Origin of the sequence: Streptomyces sp. NPDC006997, assembly GCF_040635175.1 — a bacterium.
In the GTDB taxonomy this organism is placed as follows: domain Bacteria; phylum Actinomycetota; class Actinomycetes; order Streptomycetales; family Streptomycetaceae; genus Streptomyces.
Genome location: NZ_JBEYHH010000003.1, coordinates 166,241 through 187,200, shown reverse-complemented (window position 1 = coordinate 187,200; position 20,960 = coordinate 166,241). Strand labels below are relative to the sequence as shown.

General features: G+C 70.8%; 16 protein-coding genes. 8 read left to right on the top strand and 8 right to left on the bottom strand.

Annotated features, from left to right (window positions below; all coding sequences use genetic code 11):
- The first annotated feature begins 54 nt into the window (after nt 1–54).
- The 3 genes from ABZ659_RS04045 (at nt 55) to ABZ659_RS04035 (ending at nt 3,573) form a co-directional block, all read left to right on the top strand.
- Nucleotides 55–786, top strand: coding sequence for a TetR/AcrR family transcriptional regulator (locus ABZ659_RS04045; RefSeq protein WP_360213139.1), 732 nt, complete (start codon nt 55–57; stop codon nt 784–786).
- A 74-nt stretch (nt 787–860) separates the two neighbouring features.
- Nucleotides 861–1,100: a heavy-metal-associated domain-containing protein gene (locus ABZ659_RS04040; protein ID WP_360213137.1), complete on the top strand. Its 240-nt coding sequence runs from the start codon at nt 861–863 to the stop codon at nt 1,098–1,100.
- Nucleotides 1,101–1,263: 163 nt separating this feature from the next.
- Nucleotides 1,264–3,573 (top strand): heavy metal translocating P-type ATPase, encoded by a 2,310-nt coding sequence (locus ABZ659_RS04035; RefSeq protein WP_360213135.1) that lies wholly within the window; start codon nt 1,264–1,266, stop codon nt 3,571–3,573.
- Between the two features lie 531 nt (nt 3,574–4,104).
- Here ABZ659_RS04035 and ABZ659_RS04030 read toward each other — a convergent pair.
- Nucleotides 4,105–5,394, bottom strand: coding sequence for a citrate synthase (locus ABZ659_RS04030; RefSeq protein WP_360213133.1), 1,290 nt, complete (start codon nt 5,392–5,394; stop codon nt 4,105–4,107).
- Between the two features lie 253 nt (nt 5,395–5,647).
- Nucleotides 5,648–7,915, bottom strand: a complete 2,268-nt coding sequence (locus ABZ659_RS04025) for an ATP-dependent RecD-like DNA helicase (RefSeq protein ID WP_360213131.1) — start codon at nt 7,913–7,915, stop codon at nt 5,648–5,650.
- A 63-nt stretch (nt 7,916–7,978) separates the two neighbouring features.
- Between ABZ659_RS04025 and ABZ659_RS04020 the strand changes: the two genes are divergently transcribed.
- Entirely contained in the window at nt 7,979–8,887 is a 909-nt protein-coding gene (locus ABZ659_RS04020) for a ribokinase (RefSeq protein ID WP_360213398.1), read from the top strand.
- A 259-nt stretch (nt 8,888–9,146) separates the two neighbouring features.
- Nucleotides 9,147–9,404, top strand: a complete 258-nt coding sequence (gvpO, locus tag ABZ659_RS04015) for a gas vesicle protein GvpO (protein ID WP_360213129.1) — start codon at nt 9,147–9,149, stop codon at nt 9,402–9,404.
- Here gvpO and ABZ659_RS04010 read toward each other — a convergent pair.
- From ABZ659_RS04010 to ABZ659_RS04000, 3 genes are read right to left on the bottom strand one after another with little or no spacing between them, the layout of a single operon-like run.
- Nucleotides 9,322–10,122 carry a sugar phosphate isomerase/epimerase family protein gene (locus tag ABZ659_RS04010; protein WP_360213396.1) on the bottom strand — a complete coding sequence of 267 codons (801 nt, stop codon included), beginning with the start codon at nt 10,120–10,122 and terminating at the stop codon, nt 9,322–9,324. The genes gvpO and ABZ659_RS04010 overlap by 83 nt on opposite strands.
- 47 nt (nt 10,123–10,169) lie before the next feature.
- On the bottom strand, nt 10,170–11,321 hold the full coding sequence (locus tag ABZ659_RS04005) for a dihydrodipicolinate synthase family protein (RefSeq protein WP_360213127.1): 1,152 nt from the start codon (nt 11,319–11,321) through the stop codon (nt 10,170–10,172).
- A complete protein-coding gene (locus tag ABZ659_RS04000; protein ID WP_360213125.1) occupies nt 11,318–12,469 on the bottom strand; it encodes a Gfo/Idh/MocA family oxidoreductase in 1,152 nt (383 codons plus the stop codon). Before ABZ659_RS04000 ends, ABZ659_RS04005 begins: the two co-directional genes overlap by 4 nt.
- Nucleotides 12,470–12,778: 309 nt before the next feature.
- Here ABZ659_RS04000 and ABZ659_RS03995 point away from each other — a divergent pair, with 309 nt between their 5' ends.
- The gene (locus ABZ659_RS03995; protein WP_360213123.1) at nt 12,779–13,825 is read left to right on the top strand and encodes a LacI family DNA-binding transcriptional regulator; all 1,047 of its coding nucleotides are present in this window, start codon (nt 12,779–12,781) and stop codon (nt 13,823–13,825) included.
- Between the two features lie 373 nt (nt 13,826–14,198).
- Here the strand turns inward: ABZ659_RS03995 and ABZ659_RS03990 are convergent, their stop codons facing one another.
- From ABZ659_RS03990 to mmsA, 3 genes are all read right to left on the bottom strand, one after another.
- Nucleotides 14,199–15,311 carry a sugar-binding protein gene (locus tag ABZ659_RS03990; RefSeq protein ID WP_360213121.1) on the bottom strand — a complete coding sequence of 371 codons (1,113 nt, stop codon included), beginning with the start codon at nt 15,309–15,311 and terminating at the stop codon, nt 14,199–14,201.
- Nucleotides 15,312–15,508: 197 nt separating this feature from the next.
- The gene (gene mmsB, locus ABZ659_RS03985; RefSeq protein WP_360213119.1) at nt 15,509–16,807 is read right to left on the bottom strand and encodes a multiple monosaccharide ABC transporter permease; all 1,299 of its coding nucleotides are present in this window, start codon (nt 16,805–16,807) and stop codon (nt 15,509–15,511) included.
- Entirely contained in the window at nt 16,804–18,324 is a 1,521-nt protein-coding gene (gene mmsA, locus ABZ659_RS03980) for a multiple monosaccharide ABC transporter ATP-binding protein (RefSeq protein ID WP_360213394.1), read from the bottom strand. Before mmsA ends, mmsB begins: the two co-directional genes overlap by 4 nt.
- 281 nt (nt 18,325–18,605) lie before the next feature.
- Between mmsA and ABZ659_RS03975 the strand changes: the two genes are divergently transcribed.
- Both ABZ659_RS03975 and ABZ659_RS03970 read left to right on the top strand, forming a co-directional pair.
- Nucleotides 18,606–19,796 (top strand): ROK family transcriptional regulator, encoded by a 1,191-nt coding sequence (locus ABZ659_RS03975; protein ID WP_360213117.1) that lies wholly within the window; start codon nt 18,606–18,608, stop codon nt 19,794–19,796.
- A 358-nt stretch (nt 19,797–20,154) separates the two neighbouring features.
- Nucleotides 20,155–20,958 (top strand): sugar phosphate isomerase/epimerase family protein, encoded by an 804-nt coding sequence (locus ABZ659_RS03970; protein WP_360213392.1) that lies wholly within the window; start codon nt 20,155–20,157, stop codon nt 20,956–20,958.
- The last annotated feature ends 2 nt before the right edge of the window (nt 20,959–20,960 follow it).

Genomic DNA, 20,960 nt, shown 5'->3' with positions numbered 1-20,960 from the left:
GAGTGTCATTGCCATAGACTGGCAAACACGAGTCGTCGCTCGCGTTTATCTAGAATGCGAGCGACCGCTCGTGTTTGTCAATCGCGTCCGGAGAGCTGGGGATCACGCGTGTCCGAGGAGCGAACGGAACCAGGGGCGGAAGAGGCCAAGGACCGGCCGCGCCGCCGTCAGGCCCGCGGCGAGCGGCGGATCGCGCAACTGCTGGAAGCCGCCGCGAACGTGTTCTCCACGACCGGCTACGCCGCCGCCAGCACCAACGCCATCGCCCGTGAGGCGGGCGTCTCGCCCGGCACGCTGTACCAGTTCTTCCCGAACAAGGAAGCGATCGCGATCGAGCTGGGCAGCCGCCTGATGCACGAGATGCGGGAGGCCTACGGCGAGGCGCTCGCGCCCGTCGACCCGGCGACCCCGCTGGAGGAGGCCATAGGCGCCGCGGTGGACCGGTTCATCGCCTTCAACTGCGAACGCCCGGAGTTCTTCGCGCTGATGCACGGCTCCGACGTCCCGGGCCGGATCGCCGAGCAGCACGACGCCCTGCACGCGACCCTGCTCGGCCGGATCGAGGGCCTCCTCACCTCCCTGCTGCCCGACCGCCCCCCGGCCGACATCAGCCGCGTCGCCCAGGTCTGCCTGGGCGTCTACAAGGCGGGACTGGAGCTGGTACTCGCCCACGAGGGCGCCGAGCGGGAGGCCTACGTCCGGGAGATCAAGGACGTACTGGTCCGCTACCTGGGACCGATGAGCGCGGGGACACAGCGCGACCCCTCTTGGATTCATACCCCCTAGGGGTATAACCTGGCGAGTGTGGCCCCTCCCCCGGGGTCACGTCCGACCCACACGCCTCGACGAGGAGTAACGACATGAGCGCCCAGACCGACACCCAGGGTTCCGTCACCGCCGTCTACAAGGTGAGCGGGATGAGCTGCGGCCACTGCGAGGGCGCCGTCTCCGGCGAGCTGTCCCAGCTGCCCGGCGTCAGCTCCGTGCGGGCCGTCGCCGCCTCCGGCGAGGTCACCGTCGTCTCCGCCGCCCCGCTCGACGAGGACGCCGTGCGCGCCGCCGTCGACGAGGCGGGCTACGAGCTGGTCGGCAAGGTCTGACCACGGCAGCCGCCGGAAGCCCGCACGCCCGGCGACCAGCGCGCCACCGCCCGGCGCACGCGCACGACCGCCCTCCGGCGCACGCACGAACCCACCCCACGGCACCGGGCCGTACCCGACGCCCCGCGCCCGTACGGCCCGGCCCCTCCCCTGGAGCCCGGGAATGACCAGCAGCACCAGCACCACCCGCACCGCCCCCGACGAGGCCCCGATAGCCGCCCCGGCGCCCGGCGCCGAGGTCGAGCTGCTCATCGGCGGGATGACCTGCGCGTCCTGCGCGGCCCGCGTCGAGAAGAAGCTCAACCGCATGGACGGCGTCACGGCCACCGTCAACTACGCGACGGAGAAGGCCCGGGTCAGCTACCCCGCCGGGACCGAGGTCGCCGACCTGATCGCCACCGTCGTGAAGACCGGGTACACCGCCGAGGAGCCCGCGCCGCCGCAGCCGGAGCCGACGGCCGAGCCGGAGGCGCGGACCGGCGACCCCGCACTCGACGTCCTGCGCCACCGGCTGCTGGTCTCCGTCGCGCTCGCCCTGCCCGTGGTGCTGCTCGCGATGGTCCCGGCGCTCCAGTTCGACAACTGGCAGTGGCTCTCCCTCACGCTCGCCGCCCCGGTCGTCGTCTGGGGCGGCTGGCCGTTCCACAAGGCCGCCTGGACCAACGTCCGGCACGGCGCGGCGACCATGGACACCCTGGTGTCGGTCGGCACGCTCGCCGCGTTCGGCTGGTCGCTGTGGGCGCTGTTCCTCGGCGACGCGGGGATGCCGGGGATGCGGCACGGCTTCGACCTCACCGTCTCCCGTGCCGACGGCGCCTCCACGATCTACCTGGAGGTCGCCGCCGGGGTCACCGCGTTCCTGCTGCTCGGCCGGTACCTGGAGGCCCGCTCCAAGCGCCGCGCGGGCGCCGCCCTGCGGGCGCTGCTGGAGTTGGGCGCCAAGGACGTGGCGGTCCTGCGGGGCGGCGCCGAGGTCCGCGTACCCGTGGCCGATCTGAAGGCCGGGGACCGGTTCGTCGTCCGCCCCGGCGAGAAGATCGCCACCGACGGCACGGTGGTCGAGGGCGCCTCCGCCGTCGACGCGTCCATGCTGACCGGCGAGTCCGTGCCGGTGGACGTGGCCGTCGGGGACGCCGTGACCGGCGCGACCGTCAACGCCGGGGGACGGCTGGTCGTCGAGGCCACCCGGGTCGGCGCGGACACGCAGCTCGCGCGGATGGCCCGGCTGGTGGAGGACGCGCAGAGCGGCAAGGCGGAGGTGCAGCGGCTCGCGGACCGGGTCGCCGCCGTGTTCGTGCCCGTGGTGCTGCTGCTCGCGACCGCCACCTTCGGCGTCTGGCTCGGCAGCACCGGGGACACCGTCGCCGCGTTCACCGCCGCCGTCGCCGTACTGATCATCGCCTGCCCCTGCGCCCTCGGCCTGGCCACCCCGACCGCGCTGCTGGTCGGCACCGGGCGCGGCGCCCAGCTCGGCATCCTGATCAAGGGCCCGGAGGTGCTGGAGTCCACCCGCCGCGTCGACACCGTCGTCCTCGACAAGACCGGCACCGTCACCACCGGCCGCATGACCCTGCGGGAGGTGTACGCCGCCCGGGGCACCGACGAGAAGGAGGTGCTGCGGCTCGCGGGCGCCCTGGAGCACGCCTCCGAGCACCCCGTCGCCCGCGCGGTGGCCGACGGGGCGGCGGAGCGGCTGGGCGCGCTGCCCGGCGTCGAGCACTTCGAGAACGTCCCCGGGCGGGGCGTACGCGGGCGCGTGGACGGCCACGAGGTCACCGTGGGGCGCCAGCTCCACGACACGCTGCCCGAGGAGCTGGAGCGCGCCCGGGAGAGCGCCGAGCGGGACGGCCGTACGGCCGTGGTGGTCGGCTGGGACGGGGCGGCGCGCGGGGTCGTCGCCGTAGCGGACGCCGTCAAGGAGACCAGCGCCGAGGCGGTGCGCCAGCTGCGCGCGCTGGGGCTGACACCGGTGCTGCTGACCGGCGACAACCGGACGGTGGCCGAGGCGGTCGCCGCCGAGGTCGGCGTCACCGAGGTGGTCGCCGAGGTGCTGCCCGAGGACAAGGTGGACGCCGTACGGCGGTTGCAGGGCGAGGGCCGGGTCGTCGCGATGGTCGGCGACGGGGTCAACGACGCCGCCGCGCTCGCCGCCGCCGACCTGGGGCTGGCGCTGGGCACCGGCACGGACGCGGCGATCGAGGCGGGCGACCTGACGCTGGTGCGCGGGGACCTGCGGGCGGCGGCGGACGCGATCCGGCTCTCCCGGCGGACCCTCCATACCATCAAGGGCAACCTGGTATGGGCCTTCGGCTACAACGTGGCCGCGCTGCCGCTGGCCGCCGCGGGCCTGCTCAATCCCATGATCGCGGGGGCCGCGATGGCGTTCTCGTCGGTGTTCGTGGTGACGAACAGCCTGCGCCTCAGGACTTTTCGGTCGGGGGTCCCTCTGGAGTCCGGGGCGAGCCTCACATAAGCTCTTCACACGGCTCGCGCACTTTCCTTACGCTTGAGCCCCGTTCGGGGAATCGGGTCTCTCGTGTGCTAACGGGACAAATGCAAGAGACGCAGATCACAGTGATCTGAACGTAACCATCGAAGGGGTTCGAAGGTCTAAGTTGGCGATGTCAGACAGCGTCTTGGGGGGCGCTGGCTGGCGTCTGGGGATGTCTTGGGGGACTTTCCCAGATGGGGGTACCTCCCGGCTCGCACGTAGGTGAGAGCCTGGAGGAGCGTTGCCGGGGCCACGCGACGCCCGGGGAGCTTTGAGCGGCCCTCCCAGCGTGCGTTGTCCCGGCAGATCGCACAGCACCATGCAGGACGGCACGACAGCGGTACCGCAACAACAGCGATTCAGGCGCTGGTCTCACAGACGCCCGGCCGGATCCCGTGGGGGGAATCCGCACCGGGACATGGGAAGGCGCCCTGGTCGTCGGCCCGTGGGGGGACTGACGTACCAGGGCGCCTTCTGCCGCGTCCGGCGCCTCTCGGCTCTCTGTACGGGGCCTCAGCGAGCCTCGACGGGGACGAAGTCCCGCTCGACGACGCCCGTGTAGATCTGCCGGGGACGGCCGATGCGGGAGCCCGGCTCCTTGATCATCTCGTGCCACTGGGCGATCCAGCCCGGCAGCCGGCCGAGGGCGAACAGGACCGTGAACATCTCGGTCGGGAAGCCCATGGCCCGGTAAATCAGACCGGTGTAGAAGTCGACGTTCGGGTAGAGGCTGCGCGAGACGAAGTAGTCGTCGGAGAGCGCGTGCTCCTCCAGCTTCAGCGCGATGTCCAGCAGCTCGTCGGACTTGCCGAGCGCGGAGAGGACGTCGTGCGCCGCCGCCTTGATGATCTTGGCGCGCGGGTCGAAGTTCTTGTAGACCCGGTGCCCGAAGCCCATCAGCCGGACGCCGTCCTCCTTGTTCTTCACCTTGCGGATGAAGGAGTCGACGTCGCCGCCCGCGTCGCGGATGCCTTCCAGCATCTCCAGGACGGACTGGTTGGCGCCGCCGTGCAGCGGGCCCCACAGCGCGTTGATGCCCGCGGAGATCGAGGCGAACATGTTCGCCTGCGAGGAGCCGACCAGCCGGACGGTGGAGGTCGAGCAGTTCTGCTCGTGGTCCGCGTGCAGGATCAGCAGCTTGTCCAGGGCCGCGACCACGGTCGGGTCCAGGTCGTACTCCTGCGCCGGCACCGAGAACGTCATCCGCAGGAAGTTCTCGACGTAGCCGAGGTCGTTGCGCGGGTAGACGAACGGGTGGCCGACCGACTTCTTGTACGCGTACGCCGCGATCGTCGGGAGCTTCGCGAGCAGCCGGATCGTGGAGAGGTTGCGCTGCTGCTCGTCGAACGGGTTGTGGCTGTCCTGGTAGAACGTGGACAGCGCCGAGACCACCGACGACAGCATGGCCATCGGGTGCGCGTCGCGCGGGAAGCCCCGGTAGAAGTTCTTGACGTCCTCGTGCAGCAGGGTGTGCTGCGTGATGTCGTTCTTGAAGCCGGACAGCTCGTCAACGGTCGGCAGCTCACCGTTGATCAGCAGGTAGGCCACTTCGAGGAAGGTGGAGCGTTCGGCGAGCTGCTCGATCGGGTAACCCCGGTACCGCAGGATGCCCGCCTCGCCGTCGAGGTAGGTGATGGCCGATTTATACGCGGCGGTGTTGCCGTACCCGCTGTCCAGAGTCACCAGACCGGTCTGGGCCCGCAGCTTCCCGATGTCGAAGCCCTCGTCCCCGACCGTGCTATCGATCACCGGGTAGGTGTACTCGCCGCCGCCGTACCGCAGTACTACAGAGTTGTCGCTCACGTCTTCCCTCACCGACGTAGTGCCTCATCTTCGAGGTGCCCTGACTGTCTCTACCATCCCCCATTTGGCTCAGGAGAGTGCACTCGGGGTCGACCATTGGGCTGATTGGCGGCACTCAGTGCCGCCAACTTGCACATCCTGCCCGCTGACTTCCCCATCCGGAAGTGCTCTGTGACCTTCGCGACTCGTTTGATCGATCATTTGTTACCTTCGGTGGCCGACACGGACCCGAAGGTGCGCTGGAGGGTCCTTCTCACCGGCCCAGGGGGCGCGGTGAGAGGCGGAAGTCGAGCGCGGTGCAGCGCCGCCCAGCCGAGACCGTCCGCACGGCCTGTCCGATCGCCTTGCGCGAGCCGACCAGGACGACCAGTCGCTTGGCCCGGGTGACCGCCGTGTAGAGCAGGTTGCGCTGGAGCATCATCCAGGCGCCGGTGGTCACCGGGATGACGACCGCCGGGTACTCACTGCCCTGCGAGCGGTGGATGGTCACCGCGTACGCGTGCGCCAGTTCGTCCAGTTCGTCGAAGTCATAGGGAACCTCCTCGTCCTCGTCCGTCAGCACCGTCAGCCGCTGCTCGACCGGGTCGAGCGAGGTGACCACGCCCACGGTGCCGTTGAAGACCCCGTTCTCCCCCTTCTCGTAATTGTTGCGGATCTGGGTGACCTTGTCGCCGACGCGGAACACCCGGCCGCCGAACCGCCGCTCGGGGAGGTCGGGACGGCCCGGGGTGATGGCCTGCTGGAGGAGGCCGTTGAGGGTGCCCGCCCCGGCCGGACCGCGGTGCATGGGCGCCAGGACCTGCACGTCACGGCGCGGGTCGAGCCCGAACTTCGCGGGGATACGGCGGGCCGCGACGTCCACCGTCAGCCGCCCGGCCTCCTCCGTGTCGTCCTCCACGAACAGGAAGAAGTCCTTCATGCCGTCGGTCACCGGATGCTGCCCCGCGTTGATCCGGTGCGCGTTCGTCACCACGCCCGACTGCTGGGCCTGGCGGAACACACGCGTGAGCCGCACCGCCGGGACCGGGCTTCCGTCGGCCAGCAGATCGCGCAGCACCTCGCCCGCCCCGACGCTGGGCAACTGGTCGACGTCGCCGACGAAGAGGAGGTGGGCGCCCGGCGGCACCGCCTTGACCAGCTTGTTGGCGAGCAGCAGGTCCAGCATGGACGCCTCGTCGACCACCACCAGATCGGCGTCCAGCGGCCGGTCCCTGTCGTACGCCGCGTCGCCGCCCGGCTTCAGCTCCAGCAGGCGGTGCACGGTGGACGCCTCGGCGCCGGTCAGCTCCGCGAGGCGCTTGGCGGCCCGGCCGGTGGGCGCGGCGAGCACCACCTTGGCCTTCTTGGCGCGGGCCAGCTCCACGATGGAGCGGACCGTGAAGGACTTGCCGCAGCCCGGACCGCCGGTGAGGACGGCGGCCTTCTCGGTCAGCGCCAGCTTGACGGCCGCCTCCTGCTCGGGCGCCAGCTCCACCCCCGTACGGCCCTTCAGCCAGGCCAGCGCCCTGTCCCAGGCGACGTCCCGGAAGCCCGGCATCCGGTCCTCGTCGGTGCGCAGCAGGCGCAGCAGCTGGGCGGAGAGGGAGAGTTCGGCGCGGTGGAAGGGGACCAGGTAGACGGCGGTGACGGGCTCCGGGGAGCCGTCGGGGCCGGGCACCTGTTCGCGTACGACACCGGGCTCCTCGCCGTCCTCGCCCGGCGCCGCCAGTTCGGCGAGGCACTCGATGACCAGGCCGGTGTCGACCTGGAGCAGCTTCACCGCGTCGGCGATCAGCCGCTCCTCGGGGAGGTAGCAGTGGCCCTGGTCGGCGGACTGCGACAGCGCGTACTGCAGGCCCGCCTTGACGCGCTCCGGACTGTCGTGCGGGATGCCCACCGACTGGGCGATCTTGTCGGCGGTGAGGAAGCCGATGCCCCACACGTCGGCGGCCAGCCGGTACGGCTGGTTCCTCACGACCGAGATCGACGCGTCGCCGTACTTCTTGTAGATGCGCACCGCGATGGAGGTGGAGACCTCGACGGTCTGGAGGAAGAGCATGACCTCCTTGATCGCCTTCTGCTCCTCCCAGGCGTCGGCGATCTTCTTGGTGCGCTTGGGGCCGAGGCCGGGGACCTCGATGAGGCGCTTCGGCTCCTCCTCGATGACCGTCAGGGTGTCCAGGCCGAAGTGCTGGGTGATGCGGTCGGCGAAGACCGGTCCGATGCCCTTGACCAGGCCGGACCCGAGGTAGCGGCGGATGCCCTGGACGGTGGCCGGGAGGACCGTCGTGTAGTTCTCCACGGTGAACTGCTTGCCGTACTGGGGGTGCGAGCCCCAGCGGCCCTCCATCCGCAGCGACTCCCCGACCTGCGCGCCGAGCAGCGCCCCGACGACCGTGAGCAGGTCCCCCGCGCCGCGGCCGGTGTCGACCCGCGCGACCGTGTAGCCGTTCTCCTCGTTGGCGTAGGTGATCCGCTCCAGGACGCCTTCGAGGACGGCCAGTCGCCGTTCCCCCTGCGCGTTCCCCGTCTCGTTGGACATGATCCGACCGTAGCGGGTGCGACTGACAGCGATGAACGGCCACGTACGGAGATGAGGGTGCTGATGTACCACTACGACCTGCTGGTGGTGGGCTCGGCCAACGCCGACCTGGTGGTCGCCGTCGAGCGGCGGCCGGGCGCGGGGGAGACGGTGCTCGGCTCCGACCTAGCCGTCCACCCCGGCGGCAAGGGCGCCAACCAGGCCGTCGCCGCGGCCCGGCTCGGCGCGCGGACGGCGCTGCTGGCCCGGGTCGGCGCCGACGACCACGGGCGGCTGCTGCTCGACTCGCAGCGGGCCGCCGGGGTCGACACGGTGGGCGTGCTGGTGGGCGGGGCGCCGACCGGCGTCGCGCTGATCACCGTGGACCCGTCCGGGGACAACAGCATCGTGGTGGCGCCCGGCGCCAACGCGCTGCTCACCCCGGCAGACGTGCGCGCCGCCGCCAGCCTGTTCCACGCCTCCCGGGTGGTCTCGGCGCAACTGGAGATCCCGCTGGAGACGGTGGTGGAGGTGGTCCGGTGCCTGGCGCCCGGCAGCCGGTTCGTGCTGAACCCGTCGCCGCCGCGGGCGCTGCCCGGCGAGGTGCTGGCGGCCTGCGACCCGCTCGTCGTCAACGAGCACGAGGCCCGCGTCATCCTCGGCGACGCGTGCGTCAGTGACGTGCCCGAGGACTGGGCGCGGCTGCTGCTGGCCAAGGGCCCACGGTCGGTCGTCGTCACGCTGGGGGCCGCGGGCGCGCTGGCGGCGTCCCGGGAAGGGCCCGCGCGGGTGCCGTCGGTGCGGGTGGACGCCGTGGACACCACCGGCGCGGGCGACGCGTTCACCGCGGCGCTGGCCTGGCGGCTGGGGGCGGGCGAGCCGCTCACGCGGGCGGCCGCCTACGCGGCCCGGGTGGGGGCGGCGGCGGTCACTAGGGCGGGGGCGCAGGAGTCGTACCCCACGGCGGAGGAGGTCGCGGGGGCGGGGGACTGAGCCCGCGGGAGCGGGGCGGGAACACTTCGAGGGGGCCGGTCCGTCGACCGGCCCCCTCGGGTTCCCTCCCCTTTTCCCCGTGTTTCCCCCGTACTCCCCCCGTGCAGAACCCCTCTGGATTCCCCCCGGGATCCCCCCAGAGGTCCTGACGCGTAGTACGACCCACCGCGCGCCGGGATGGTTGCACCGCTCCGCGGACTTCTCTGGAGTGGCATATGACGGGGGCCAGGTCGATGACGGAAGGAAAAGGAGTGAACAGATGACGGACCAGGAACGGGTCTCCGTTGCCGAGGCCATCCGCAGCGCCGCCGAGCAACTCACCGAACTGCTCGGCCGGGCCCCCGAGTCCGTCTCCTCGGTGAAGCCGACCGAGCAGGGCTGGGAGGCCCGCGCAGGTCGACCGGGACCGCCGCTGACGCAACGATCCGGCGGGCTCAGCGCATCACATGCTCCACGAACCGCGCGGCCGTCTCCGCCAGCACCTCCCGCCCGTCCCGCGCCCACAGAGCGTCGTTGAACAATTCCACCTCGATGGCGCCGGTGTACCCCGCCGCCTCCACGTACCCCAGCCACTCCCGCATGTCGATGGAGCCGTCCCCGATCTGCCCGCGTCCGTTGAGGACGCCCTCCGGCAGCGGGGTCGTCCAGTCGGCGAGCTGGAAGGTGTGGATACGGCCCCCCGCGCCCGCGCGGGCGATCTGCTCCGGCGCCTGGTCGTCCCACCAGAGGTGGTACGTGTCGACGGTGACGCCGACCTGGTGGGCGGGGAAGCGTTCGGCGAGGTCGAGGGCCTGGGCGAGGGTGGAGACGACGCAGCGGTCGGCGGCGTACATGGGGTGCAGCGGCTCGATGGCGAGCCGTACGCCGTGGGACTCGGCGTAGGGTCCCAGCTCGGCCAGCGCGTCGGCGATGCGTTCGCGGGCGCCGCGCAGGTCCTTGGAGCCGGGCGGCAGGCCACCGGAGACCAGGACGAGGGTGTCGGTGCCCAGCGTGGCCGCCTCGTCGACGGCGCGGCGGTTGTCGTCGAGGGCACGCGCGCGTGCGTCGGCGTCCAGGGCGGTGAGGAAGCCGCCACGGCAGAGCGTGGTGACCGTCAGACCGGCGTCGCGGACGAGTCGGGCCGACGCCTCGACGCCGTACTCCTGGACGGGTTCGCGCCACAGGCCGACGCCGCGGACGCCGAGCCGGCCGCAGGCGTCGGTCAGTTGGGGCAGGGTGAGCTGCCTGACCGTCATCTGGTTGATGCTGAAGCGCGCGAGGTCGCCGGGGCCGCTGGCTTGGCTCACTGGTCGACTCCGTACAGCGCGAGCAGGTTCTTCACGCGTTCCTCGGCGAGCTCGGGGTCGGGGAACAGGCCGAGGCCGTCGGCGAGTTCGTAGGCGCGGGCGAGGTGCGGCAGGGAGCGCGCCGACTGGAGGCCGCCGACCATCGTGAAGTGGGACTGGTGGCCGGAGAGCCAGGCCAGGAAGACCACGCCGGTCTTGTAGAAGCGGGTGGGGGCCTGGAAGAGGTGGCGGGAGAGTTCCACGGTGGGGTCGAGCAGGGCGCGGAAGCCCGCGACGTCCCCGGTGTCGAGGACGCGTACCGCCTCCGCGGCGAGCGGGCCCAGGGGGTCGAAGATGCCGAGGAGGGCGTGGCTGAAGCCGTGGTCGTCGCCCGCGATCAGTTCGGGGTAGTGGAAGTCGTCGCCGGTGTAGCAGCGCACGCCCTGGGGGAGGCGGCGGCGCAGGTCGACCTCGCGCTGGGCGTCGAGGAGGGAGACCTTGATGCCGTCGACCTTGTCGGGGTGGGCGGCGATGACGTCGAGGAAGGTGCGGGTGGCCGTGTCGAGGTCGCCGGCGCCCCAGTAGCCTTCGAGCGCCGGGTCGAACATGGGGCCGAGCCAGTGCAGGACCACCGGTTCGGTGGCCTGGCGCAGGAGGTGGCCGTAGACCTCCAGGTAGTCGTCGGGGCCGGACGCCGTGGCGGCCAGGGCGCGGGAGGCCATCAGGATGGCCTGGGCGCCCGCCTCCTCGACGACGGCGAGCTGCTCCTCGTAGGCCGCGCGGACGTCGGCCAGGGTGCCGGTGGCCAGCTGGTCGGTGCCGACGCCGCAGGCGATCCGGCCGCCGACCGCCTTCGCCTCGGCGGCGCTGCGGCGGATCAGTTCGGCGGCGCCCGCCCAGTCCAGGCCCATGCCGCGCTGGGCGGTGTCCATGGCCTCCGCGACGCCGAGCCCGTGGGACCACAGGTGGCGGCGGAAGGCGAGGGTGGCGTCCCAGTCGACGGCGGCGGGCGAGTCGGGTGAGACGTCGGCGTACGGGTCCGCGACGACGTGCGCGGCGGAGAAGACGGTCCGCGAGGTGACAGCGCCTTCTGCGGTGAGGACCAGGGGTTCGGTGCGGGGTTCGTAGGTCCGCAGGCGGCCGTGCGGGTCCGGGAGGCGGATGGTCACAGCGCGATCTCCGGCACCTCGATACGGCGGCCCTCGGCCGAGGACCTCAGGCCCAGCTCGGCGAGCTGGACGCCACGGGCGCCGGCGAGCAGGTCCCAGTGGTAGGGGGCACCGGCGTGGACGTGCTTGAGGAACAGCTCCCACTGGGCCTTGAAGCCGTTGTCGAAGTCGGCGTTGTCCGGGATCTCCTGCCACTGGTCGCGGAACGCCTCGGTGGCCGGGATGTCGGGGTTCCACACCGGCTTCGGCGTGGCGCTGCGGTGCTGGACGCGGCAGTTGCGCAGGCCCGCGACGGCGGAGCCCTCGGTGCCGTCGACCTGGAACTCCACGAGTTCGTCGCGGTTGACGCGGACGGCCCAGGAGGAATTGATCTGCGCGATGGCGCCGCCGTCGAGTTCGAAGATGCCGTAGGCGGCGTCGTCGGCGGTGGCGTCGTAGGGCTTGCCGTTCTCGTCCCAGCGCTGCGGGATGTGGGTGGCGGCGATGGCCTGGACGGACCTCACCCGGCCGAACAGCTCGTGCAGGACGTACTCCCAGTGCGGGAACATGTCGACGACGATGCCGCCGCCGTCCTCCGAGCGGTAGTTCCAGCTCGGGCGCTGGGCCGTCTGCCAGTCGCCCTCGAAGACCCAGTAGCCGAACTCGCCGCGTACGGAGAGGATCCGGCCGAAGAAGCCGCCGTCGATGAGGCGCTTGAGCTTGAGCAGGCCGGGGAGGAAGAGCTTGTCCTGGACGACGCCGTGCTTGATGCCCTTGGCGTCCGCGAGGCGGGCCAGCTCCAGGGCGCCGTCCAGGCCGGTGGCGGTCGGCTTCTCGGTGTAGACGTGCTTGCCCGCGGCGATCGCCTTCTTCAGGGCCTCCTCACGGGCGGAGGTGACCTGGGCGTCGAAGTAGATGTCGACGGTGGGGTCGGCGAGGACCGCGTCGAGGTCGGTCGAGAAGTGGTCGAGGCCGTGCCGTTCAGCAAGCGCCTTCAGGGCGTGTTCGCGGCGGCCGACGAGGATCGGTTCCGGCCACAGCACGGTGCCGTCGCCGAGGTCGAGGCCGCCCTGTTCGCGGAGGGCCAGGATCGAGCGGACCAGGTGCTGGCGGTAGCCCATGCGCCCGGTGACACCGTTCATGGCGATACGCACCGTCTTGCGTGTCACGTCATTCCCTTCGTACGCGGTCCGCGCGCCGCGTACGCCCGGCCGCCTCGGAAAGGAGTGCGGTGATGAGCCAAGCAGCAAGCGCTTTCTATTGCTTCAGAAGCTAGCCTCTGAACAGCGGTTGGACAAGACCACTGCGAAGGCGAGTTGTTCGAAGGGTCGAACAACGGGTGTCCTTGGCCGTAGGGTCTGCTCCGGAACCGCGGTGGGGGGTCCGGATGTGTAGGGGGACGTACGTACGTCCGAGCCGGGCCCGGGGTCTTGTGTGGGAGAGGCGTACGACGAGATGCGCGACCGGAGGACGAGGACATGACGGTGACCCTGGCGGACGTGGCGGCTCGCGCCCAGGTCTCGCCCGCGACGGTGTCGCGCGTGCTGAACGGCAACTACCCGGTCGCCGCGTCCACCCGGGAACGGGTGCTCAAGGCGGTCGACGAACTGGACTACGTCCTCAACGGCCCCGCGAGCGCGCTCGCCGCCGCCACCTCCGACCTCGTCGGCATCCTCGTCAACGACATCGCCGACCCGTTCTTCGGGATCATGGCCGGGGCCATCCAGTCGGAGATCGGCGGCCCCGGCGGGCGCGCGGGCGGCGAACGGCTCGCGGTCGTCTGCAACACGGGCGGTTCGCCGGAGCGTGAGCTGACCTACCTGACCCTGCTCCAGCGGCAGCGGGCCGCGGCGGTGGTGCTGACCGGCGGTGCCATCGAGGACGCGGTGCACGCGTCGGCGATGGCGGCGAAGCTGCGGAAGCTGGGCGACGCCGGGACGCGGGTCGTGCTGTGCGGACGGCCGCCCGCGCCCGACACCGGGGCCATCGCCCTGACCTTCGACAACCGCGGTGGCGCCCGGCAGCTCACCGAGCACCTCATCGGCCTCGGGCACCGGCGGCTCGGGTACATCGCGGGCCCCGAGGAACGCACCACCACCCGGCACCGCCTGGAGGGCCACCGGGAGGCGCTGGCCGCCGCCGGGATCGCGGAGGACGCACGCTGGACCGTGCACGGCCGCTACGACCGGGGCTCCGGCTACGAGGCCACACTGGAGCTGCTGCGCCGGGACCCGGCCCTCACCGCCGTCGTCGCCGCGAACGACTCCGTCGCCCTGGGCGCCTGCGCCGCGCTGCGCGACTCCGGGCGGCGCATCCCCGAGGACGTCTCCGTCGCCGGGTTCGACGACCTGCCGTTCAGCATCGACGCGGTGCCGTCCCTGACGACGGTACGGTTGCCGCTCGCCGGTGCGGGGGCGCGGGCGGGCCGCATCGCCATGGGGCGCGAGGAGCCGCCGCCCGGGGGGATCGCCACGGTGCGGGGGGAGTTGATGGTGCGGGGGTCTTCGGGGGTGCCGCGGGCTTGAGGGGGGCGGTATCTGGGCGGCAGGGCCTGCCTCCGCCGGAGAAGCGAGGCTTCTCGGAGAAGCGAGGCTTCTCGGAAAGGTGAAGCGCCCCGGAAAACGCGAAGCTCCCCGGGAAGTCCCGCAGACTTCCCGGGGAGCGGCAGGCGGCTCCGGGTCGGTGAGGTGTTGGCCCGGCTCGGTCGTCGTGCTCCGGGGTCAGGGACGGAGCGCGGCGGCGGGGAGGGTGCCGTCTGCCGGTCTGGGCGTGCCGCCGGTGAGGGCGGCGACCGACCTGCCGTGACCCGGTCAGGTGGGCCGCGGTCAGGTCGGCCGGTGCGGGTGTCCCGAGCCCCGAGGGGGGTGATCCCGGGGCGCGGGACGCCCGCCGGTGCCACTACTTGGTGAGCGGCGCCAGCTTGTCGTCGTTGGCGTACGCCTCGGCGGCGTTCTCCTTGGTGACGATGAGCGGCTCAAGCAGGTAGGACGGGACGACCTTGACGCCGTTGTCGTACGACTTGGTGTCGTTGATCTCCGGCTTGTCGCCCTTCTGGAGCGCCTTGACCATGTCGATGGTCGAGGTGACCAGCTTGCGGGTGTCCTTGTTGATGGTGGAGTACTGCTCACCCGCCATGATCGACTTGACCGACTCGACCTCGGAGTCCTGACCGGTGACGACCGGGAGGTCCTTGCCCGCGCCCTTCACCGAGGTGAGGATGGCGCGCGCCAGGGTGTCGTTCGGCGAGAGCACGCCGTCGAGCGTCTTCTTGCCGCTGTAGGTCGAGTTCAGCAGGGCGTCCATCCGCTGCTGGGCGTTCTCGGCCTTCCAGCCCTGGGTCGCGGTCTGCTTGATGTCGGTCTGGCCGGAGCCGACAACGATGTCCCCCTTGTCGATCAGCGGCTGGAGCACGTCCATCGCACCGTCGAAGAACACCTTCGAGTTGTTGTCGTCCGGGGAGCCGGAGAACAGCTCGATGGTCCAGGGACCCTTCTTGTCCTTGGCCTTCATGCCGTCGATCAGGGCCTGGCCCTGGAGCTGGCCGACCTTGAAGTTGTCGAACGCGATGTAGTAGTCGACGTCCTTCGTGTTGGTGATCAGCCGGTCGTAGGCGATGACGGTCGCGCCCGCCTCCTTGGCCTGCGCCACCTGCGTGGCCAGCTGGGAGGCGTCCGTCGCGCCGATCACGATGACCTTGGCGCCCTTGGTGACCATGGCGGATATCTGCGCCTGCTGGTCGGCGACCGTGGTGGAGGCGCCCGCGTACTGGACGTCCGCCTTGAAGCCCGCGTCCTTCAGGCCGTTGGTGAACAGGTTGCCCGCGAGCACCCAGTTCTCCGAGGTCTTCGACGGCAGCGCGACACCGATGAGGGAGTCCTGCGAGAAGCCGCTGTCCGAGGCGGAGTCGGAGGAGGTGGACCCCTCACGCTCGTTGGAGCAGGCGGCCGTGCCCAGGGAGAGGAGTGCGACAGCGCCGACCGTGGCAACGGCTCTGGTGATGAGTCTGCGCATGGGAGTTGTGCCCTTCTTGCAAGGTGGTGCCGAGAGGTGCGCCGCGGAGTGTGGCGCGAGGGGGAGCGAGCTGGCGGCAGCCCGCGAGCGGTGGCCCTTGGCCGGTGCCCGGTCCTGGTCGGAAGGTCCGGTCAGGACCCGGCACCGGACCGTGGTCCGCGGACCTTGGTCGACAGACCTTGGTCGACAGACCTTGGTCAGCTGGCGACCGGGGCCTTCTGGGGATCGGAGGCCGGACTCTGGGGTTCGGCCGGTGCCGCCGGTTCCTCCCGACGGAACGGACGCGAGAGCGTTCCGATGATCGAGAACCGTCCCTGGCTCTTGCTGTAGACGTCGAACGCGACGGCGAGGAGGAGCACCAGGCCCTTGATGATCTGGACCCGGTCCGAGCCGACGCCTTCGAGCTGGAGGCCGTTGTTGAGCAGCGCCATGACCAGACCACCGACGATCGAGCCGCTGATGGTGCCGAGGCCGCCCGAGACCGCCGCGCCGCCGATGAAGACGGCCGCGATGGCGTCGAGTTCCCAGCTCAGTCCGTCCTGCGGCCCGGAGGCCGTGGACCGCGCCACGAAGATCATGCCCGCCAGCGCGGCCAGCACCGACATGTTCGTCATGACGAAGAAGTTGACCCGCCGCAGCTTCACACCGGACAGCTCGGCCGCCCGGGAGTTGCCGCCGACGGCGTAGATGTGGCGACCGCCGATGGTGTTGTTGGTGTAGTGCGAGTACGCCAGCACCAGGACGATCAGGATGATGCCGGAGATCGGGAAGCTGGTGCCGACCCGGCCGCCCGCGAAGCGCAGCGTGGCGAAGAGGATGACGCCCAGCATGATGGCGAGGCGGACGCCGGTGACCCACAGCGGGGCGAGTTCGGCGTTCATCTCCTGCCGCGTCTGGCGGCCCTTCCACTCCCGCCAGACCACGGCCGCGCAGGCGGCGAGACCCAGCAGCAGGGTGAGGTTGTTGTAGCCGGTCCCCGGACCGACCTCGGGCAGGAAGCCCGCGCCGATCTTCCGGAAGCCCTCGGGCACCGGGATGGTGTCGGCGTTGCCGATGAACTGGTTGCCGCCGCGGAAGAGCAACATGCCGGCCAGCGTCACGATGAACGCCGGGACCCCGACGTACGCCACCCAGAAGCCCTGCCAGGCGCCGATCACCAGGCCGACGAGCAGACCGAGCAGGATGCCCAGCGGCCACGGGAGGTCGTACTCCTGCATCGCCTTGGCGACCACGATGCCGGTGAACGCCGCGACCGAGCCGACCGAGAGGTCGATGTGCCCCGCCACGATCACCATCAACATGCCGATGGCGAGGATCAGGATGTACGAGTACTGGCTGACGACCGCGATCAGGTTGCTGGAGGTCAGGGTGAGGCCGCCGGTCCAGATCTGGAAGAGCAGGACGATCGCCACGAGGGTGAAGATCATGCCGAACTGGCGGGCGTTGGACTGGGAGCCTCCGAAGAGGTTCTTCTGCAGCTCTTTGAATCTGCTCATGAGGTCGGGCTCTTCTTCATCGCGGTCATCTGCTTCATCAGGAGTTCCGGATCGGCGTCGCTGCGCGCGACCTCGCCGGTGATGGTGCCTTCGAACACCGTGTAGATGCGGTCGCACAGGCCGATCAGCTCAGGCAGCTCGGACGAGATGACGATGACGCCCTTGCCCTGGTCCACGAGCCTGTGGATGATCCCGTAGATCTCGTACTTGGCCCCGACGTCGATTCCGCGCGTCGGCTCGTCGAGGATCAGCAGGTCCGGGTCGGTGAACATCCACTTCGCCAGGACGACCTTCTGCTGGTTGCCGCCGGAGAGCTTGACCACGCCCTCGTCGACGGTCGGGGTCTTGATCCGCAGGCTCCTGCGGTAGTCGTCGGCGACACTGTGCTCGCGCACCCGGTCGATGACGCCGCGCTTGCTGATCTTCTTCAGCTTGGCCGCGACCGTGGAGGTCTTGATGTCGTCCAGCAGGTTGAGCCCGATGGACTTGCGGTCCTCACTGACGTACGCCATTCCGTGACCGATGGCGTCGGCCACCGTCTTGACCTGGATCTCCTCGCCGTCCTTGAAGACGCGCCCGGAGACGTACCGGCCGTAGGAGCGGCCGAACAGGCTCATCGCGAGTTCGGTCCGGCCGGCGCCCATGAGGCCCGCGAAGCCGACGATCTCGCCGCGCCGCACATGGAACCCCGAGCCCTTGCAGACCAGGCGGTCCTCGGCGGTGGGGTGCCGTACCGTCCAGTCCCTGACCTCGAAGAAGACCTCGCCGACGTTCGGGGTGTGCTCGGGGAACCGGCTGCTCAGCTCCCGGCCGACCATGCCGCGCACGATGCGGTCCTCGTCGACCTCGTCACCCTTGACGTCGAGGCTCTCGATGGTGTGGCCGTCGCGGATGATCGTGATGGTGTCGGCGACCGCCTCGATCTCGTTGAGCTTGTGCGAGATCATGATCAGGGTGATGCCCCGGTCACGGAACCCGCGCAGCAGGTCGAGCAGGTGGCGGGAGTCGTCCTCGTTGAGGGCCGCGGTCGGCTCGTCGAGGATCAGCAGCCGGACGTCCTTCGCGAACGCCTTGGCGATCTCCACGAGCTGCTGCTTGCCGACACCGATGTCCTTGATCAGCGTGTCGGGGTCCTCGTCGAGTCCGACCTGCTCCAGCAGCTCCAGCGCCCGGCGGCGCGCGAACTTCCAGTCGATCGCGCCGCGCCTGCGGGGCTCGTTGCCGAGGAACAGGTTCTCGGTGATCGACATGCCCGGTACGAGGGCCAGTTCCTGGTGGATGATCGCGATCCCGGCGTGTTCACTGGCCCGGATGTCGCTGAACCGGACGTGTTCGCCCTGGTAGATGATCTCGCCGGTGTAGCTGCCGTACGGGTAGACGCCGCTCAGGACCTTCATGAGCGTGGACTTGCCCGCGCCGTTCTCCCCGCAGATGGCGTGGATCTCGGCCTCCCGGACGACCAGGTTCACGTCGTCGAGGGCCTTCACGCCGGGGAAGGTCTTGGTGATCGACCGCATCTCCAGCAGGACCGGGCTCCCGCTCACGACAGCGGTCCCACTCTGCGCGCGCCGTGGCCATCACGCGGCCCCAGGCGATCCGGTATGCGGCATTGGGTGGACATCAGCTTGCCTCCGTTGGCACGACGCGGTCCCTGAGGTCCGCGCTGAAACTGAACGGGACGTTAAGTTCATTTGTTTTACTAAGTCAAGTGCGGAGCGTGGTGGACCAGCGGGAGATGACCTAAGTGCAACAAGTCGGGACAAACCTTCCAAAAGTCGGGCGTTACAACCAGGCGGTCGTGCTTGACCAGATCCAGTGGTCCGACGGGATCAGCCGCGTCGAGATCGCGGAGCGCACCGGTCTCACCCCGCAGACGGTGTCGGGCATCGTGCGCCGACTGATCAACGAGGGCGTCGTGCGCGAGGACGGCTCCAGCCGGGCGTCCGGCGGCGGCAAGCCCCGCACCACCCTGCGCGTCAACGCCACCGCCCGCAGCGCGGTCGGCCTCCACTTCGACGCCGTCCAGCTCGCCTGCGCCGTGGTCGACCTGCTCGGCCACCCCCTGGCCATCCGGCGGCGGCCCACCCCGCCGGGTTCCGACCCCGCCCAAGTCGTCGCCGTCATGGCCGGGTTGGTGAGCGAGGCGCTGACCGAGGCGGACGTTCCCCGCGACCGCGTACTCGGCCTGGGCCTCGCCACGCCGGGCCCGATCGACCAGGAACTCGGCCCGGTCGCCGCGCCGCCGAGCCTCGCCTACCTGGACCGGTTCCCTTTGCGGCAAACACTCAGCGAGGCCACCGGGATGCCGGTCACCCTGGACAACGACGCGACCGCCGCCGCGATCGGCGAGCGGTGGTCCGGCGCGGGCAAGGGCGTGGCGAACTTCGCCTACTTCTTCTTCGGCACCGGCATCGGCGGTGGCCTCATCCTCAACCACCAGGTGTACCGCGGGGGTTCACTGAACGCCGGGGAGTTCGGCCATCTCTCGGTGCGGCCCGACGGGCCGGAGTGCTACTGCGGCAACCGGGGCTGCCTGGAGATGCTCGCCAGCCCGTCCGCCCTCGTGGCCGCGACCCGGCGGCGGCTCGCGAACCTGCCCGACGGTGGCGGTGTGCTGGCGCAACGGTTCGCGGCGAACCCGGAGTCCGTCGACCACGCCGCGATCCGGGGCGCCGCGGCGGCCGGTGACCCGGTCGCCGTCGCCGTGATCGACGAGGCCGCGGCCCAGGTGGCCTCAGTGGCCTCAAGTGTCGCCAACCTGCTGGACGTTGACCTGATCGTCCTCGGCGGCCACGGCATCGGCGAGGTGGAGTCGCGGTACGTCGACGTCGTCGCGTCGGCCCTGGCGACCAGGCCGGTCTCCCGGCACATCAGGGTCGTCGACGTGACCGCCTCCCCGCACGGCGCCGACGCGGCGCCGGTGGGGAGCGCGGCGCTGGTTCTGCACACGGCGTACTCACCGCAGTTGTCGGCGCTCCTCACGGACTGAGCGGGACTGGGCAGGAGTCGGTTTTCGGCCGCGCCGGGGTGGTCGAAACGGCGGCAGCCGGAAGTGGACCGGGTCGCTTGGGGAAGGGCCACTGGTCCCGAATCTGGTAACGATCCGTTCACTACTTGAAGTCGACTTCTGAGCTTGATCTTGAAGCTTCTTTATAACTTAAAGGCAACGACTGTGGGGGGCCGTGGCGGGGTGGCGGGGGATGCGGCTGGGTAGAGTGACGCGAATCACAGTTCTCTGACGGACCTCGCTGGACCTCGGTGGGCCTCGGTGGACCCCGGCGGGCCGCGGCGCGACCCCCGGCGGGCCTCGTGAGGTGCGTACGGGACGACCAGTAGGGTCGATGAGCATGAAACTGGCGTTCTCCACTCTCGGCGTCCCCGGTCTCCCCCTCCCCGACGTGACCCGGCTCGCCGCCGAGCACGGCTACCACGGCGTCGAACTGCGCACCCACCCCGAGGAACCGGTCCACACCGGCCTCTCCCCCACCGAGCGCACCGAAGTCGCCGCCCACTTCGAGGCCGCCGGGGTCGAGATCCTCGGCCTCGCCGGGTACGCGCGCGTGGCCGCGCCGGGCGACGACGCACCCGTCCTCGCGGAGATCCGCGCCCTGCTCGACCTCGCCCGCGACCTGGGTGCCCCGTACGTCCGGGTCTTCCCCGGCGCCGACGCGCACGGCCAGTCCCCGGAGGAGGCCGACGCGACCGCCGCCCGCCGACTGGGCACGGCGGCGGAACACGCCACCGACGCCGGTGTACGCATCCTGGTGGAGACCCACGACTCCCACCGCACCGCCGCCGACGTGATCCGCGTCCTGGGCCTGGTCGGCCACCGCCAGGTCGGCGCGCTGTGGGACGTCATGCACACCTGGCTCGGCGGCGAACAGCCCTCCGAGACGTACGCCGCCCTCTCCCCGTACCTCGGCTACGTCCAGGTCAAGGACATCGCCTCGGCCGACGACCGCACCCCGCTTCCCCTGGGCGCGGGCGTCCTCCCCCTCGCCGAGTGCGTGGAGATCCTCTCGCGGCACGGCTGGGACGGCTGGCTGTGCTGGGAGTACGAGAAGCGCTGGTACGAGGACGCGGCCCCGCTGCCTGACCTCCTCACCGCGGGCCGGACCCACCTGGGCAGACTGCTCAACGACTCGGCGTGAGG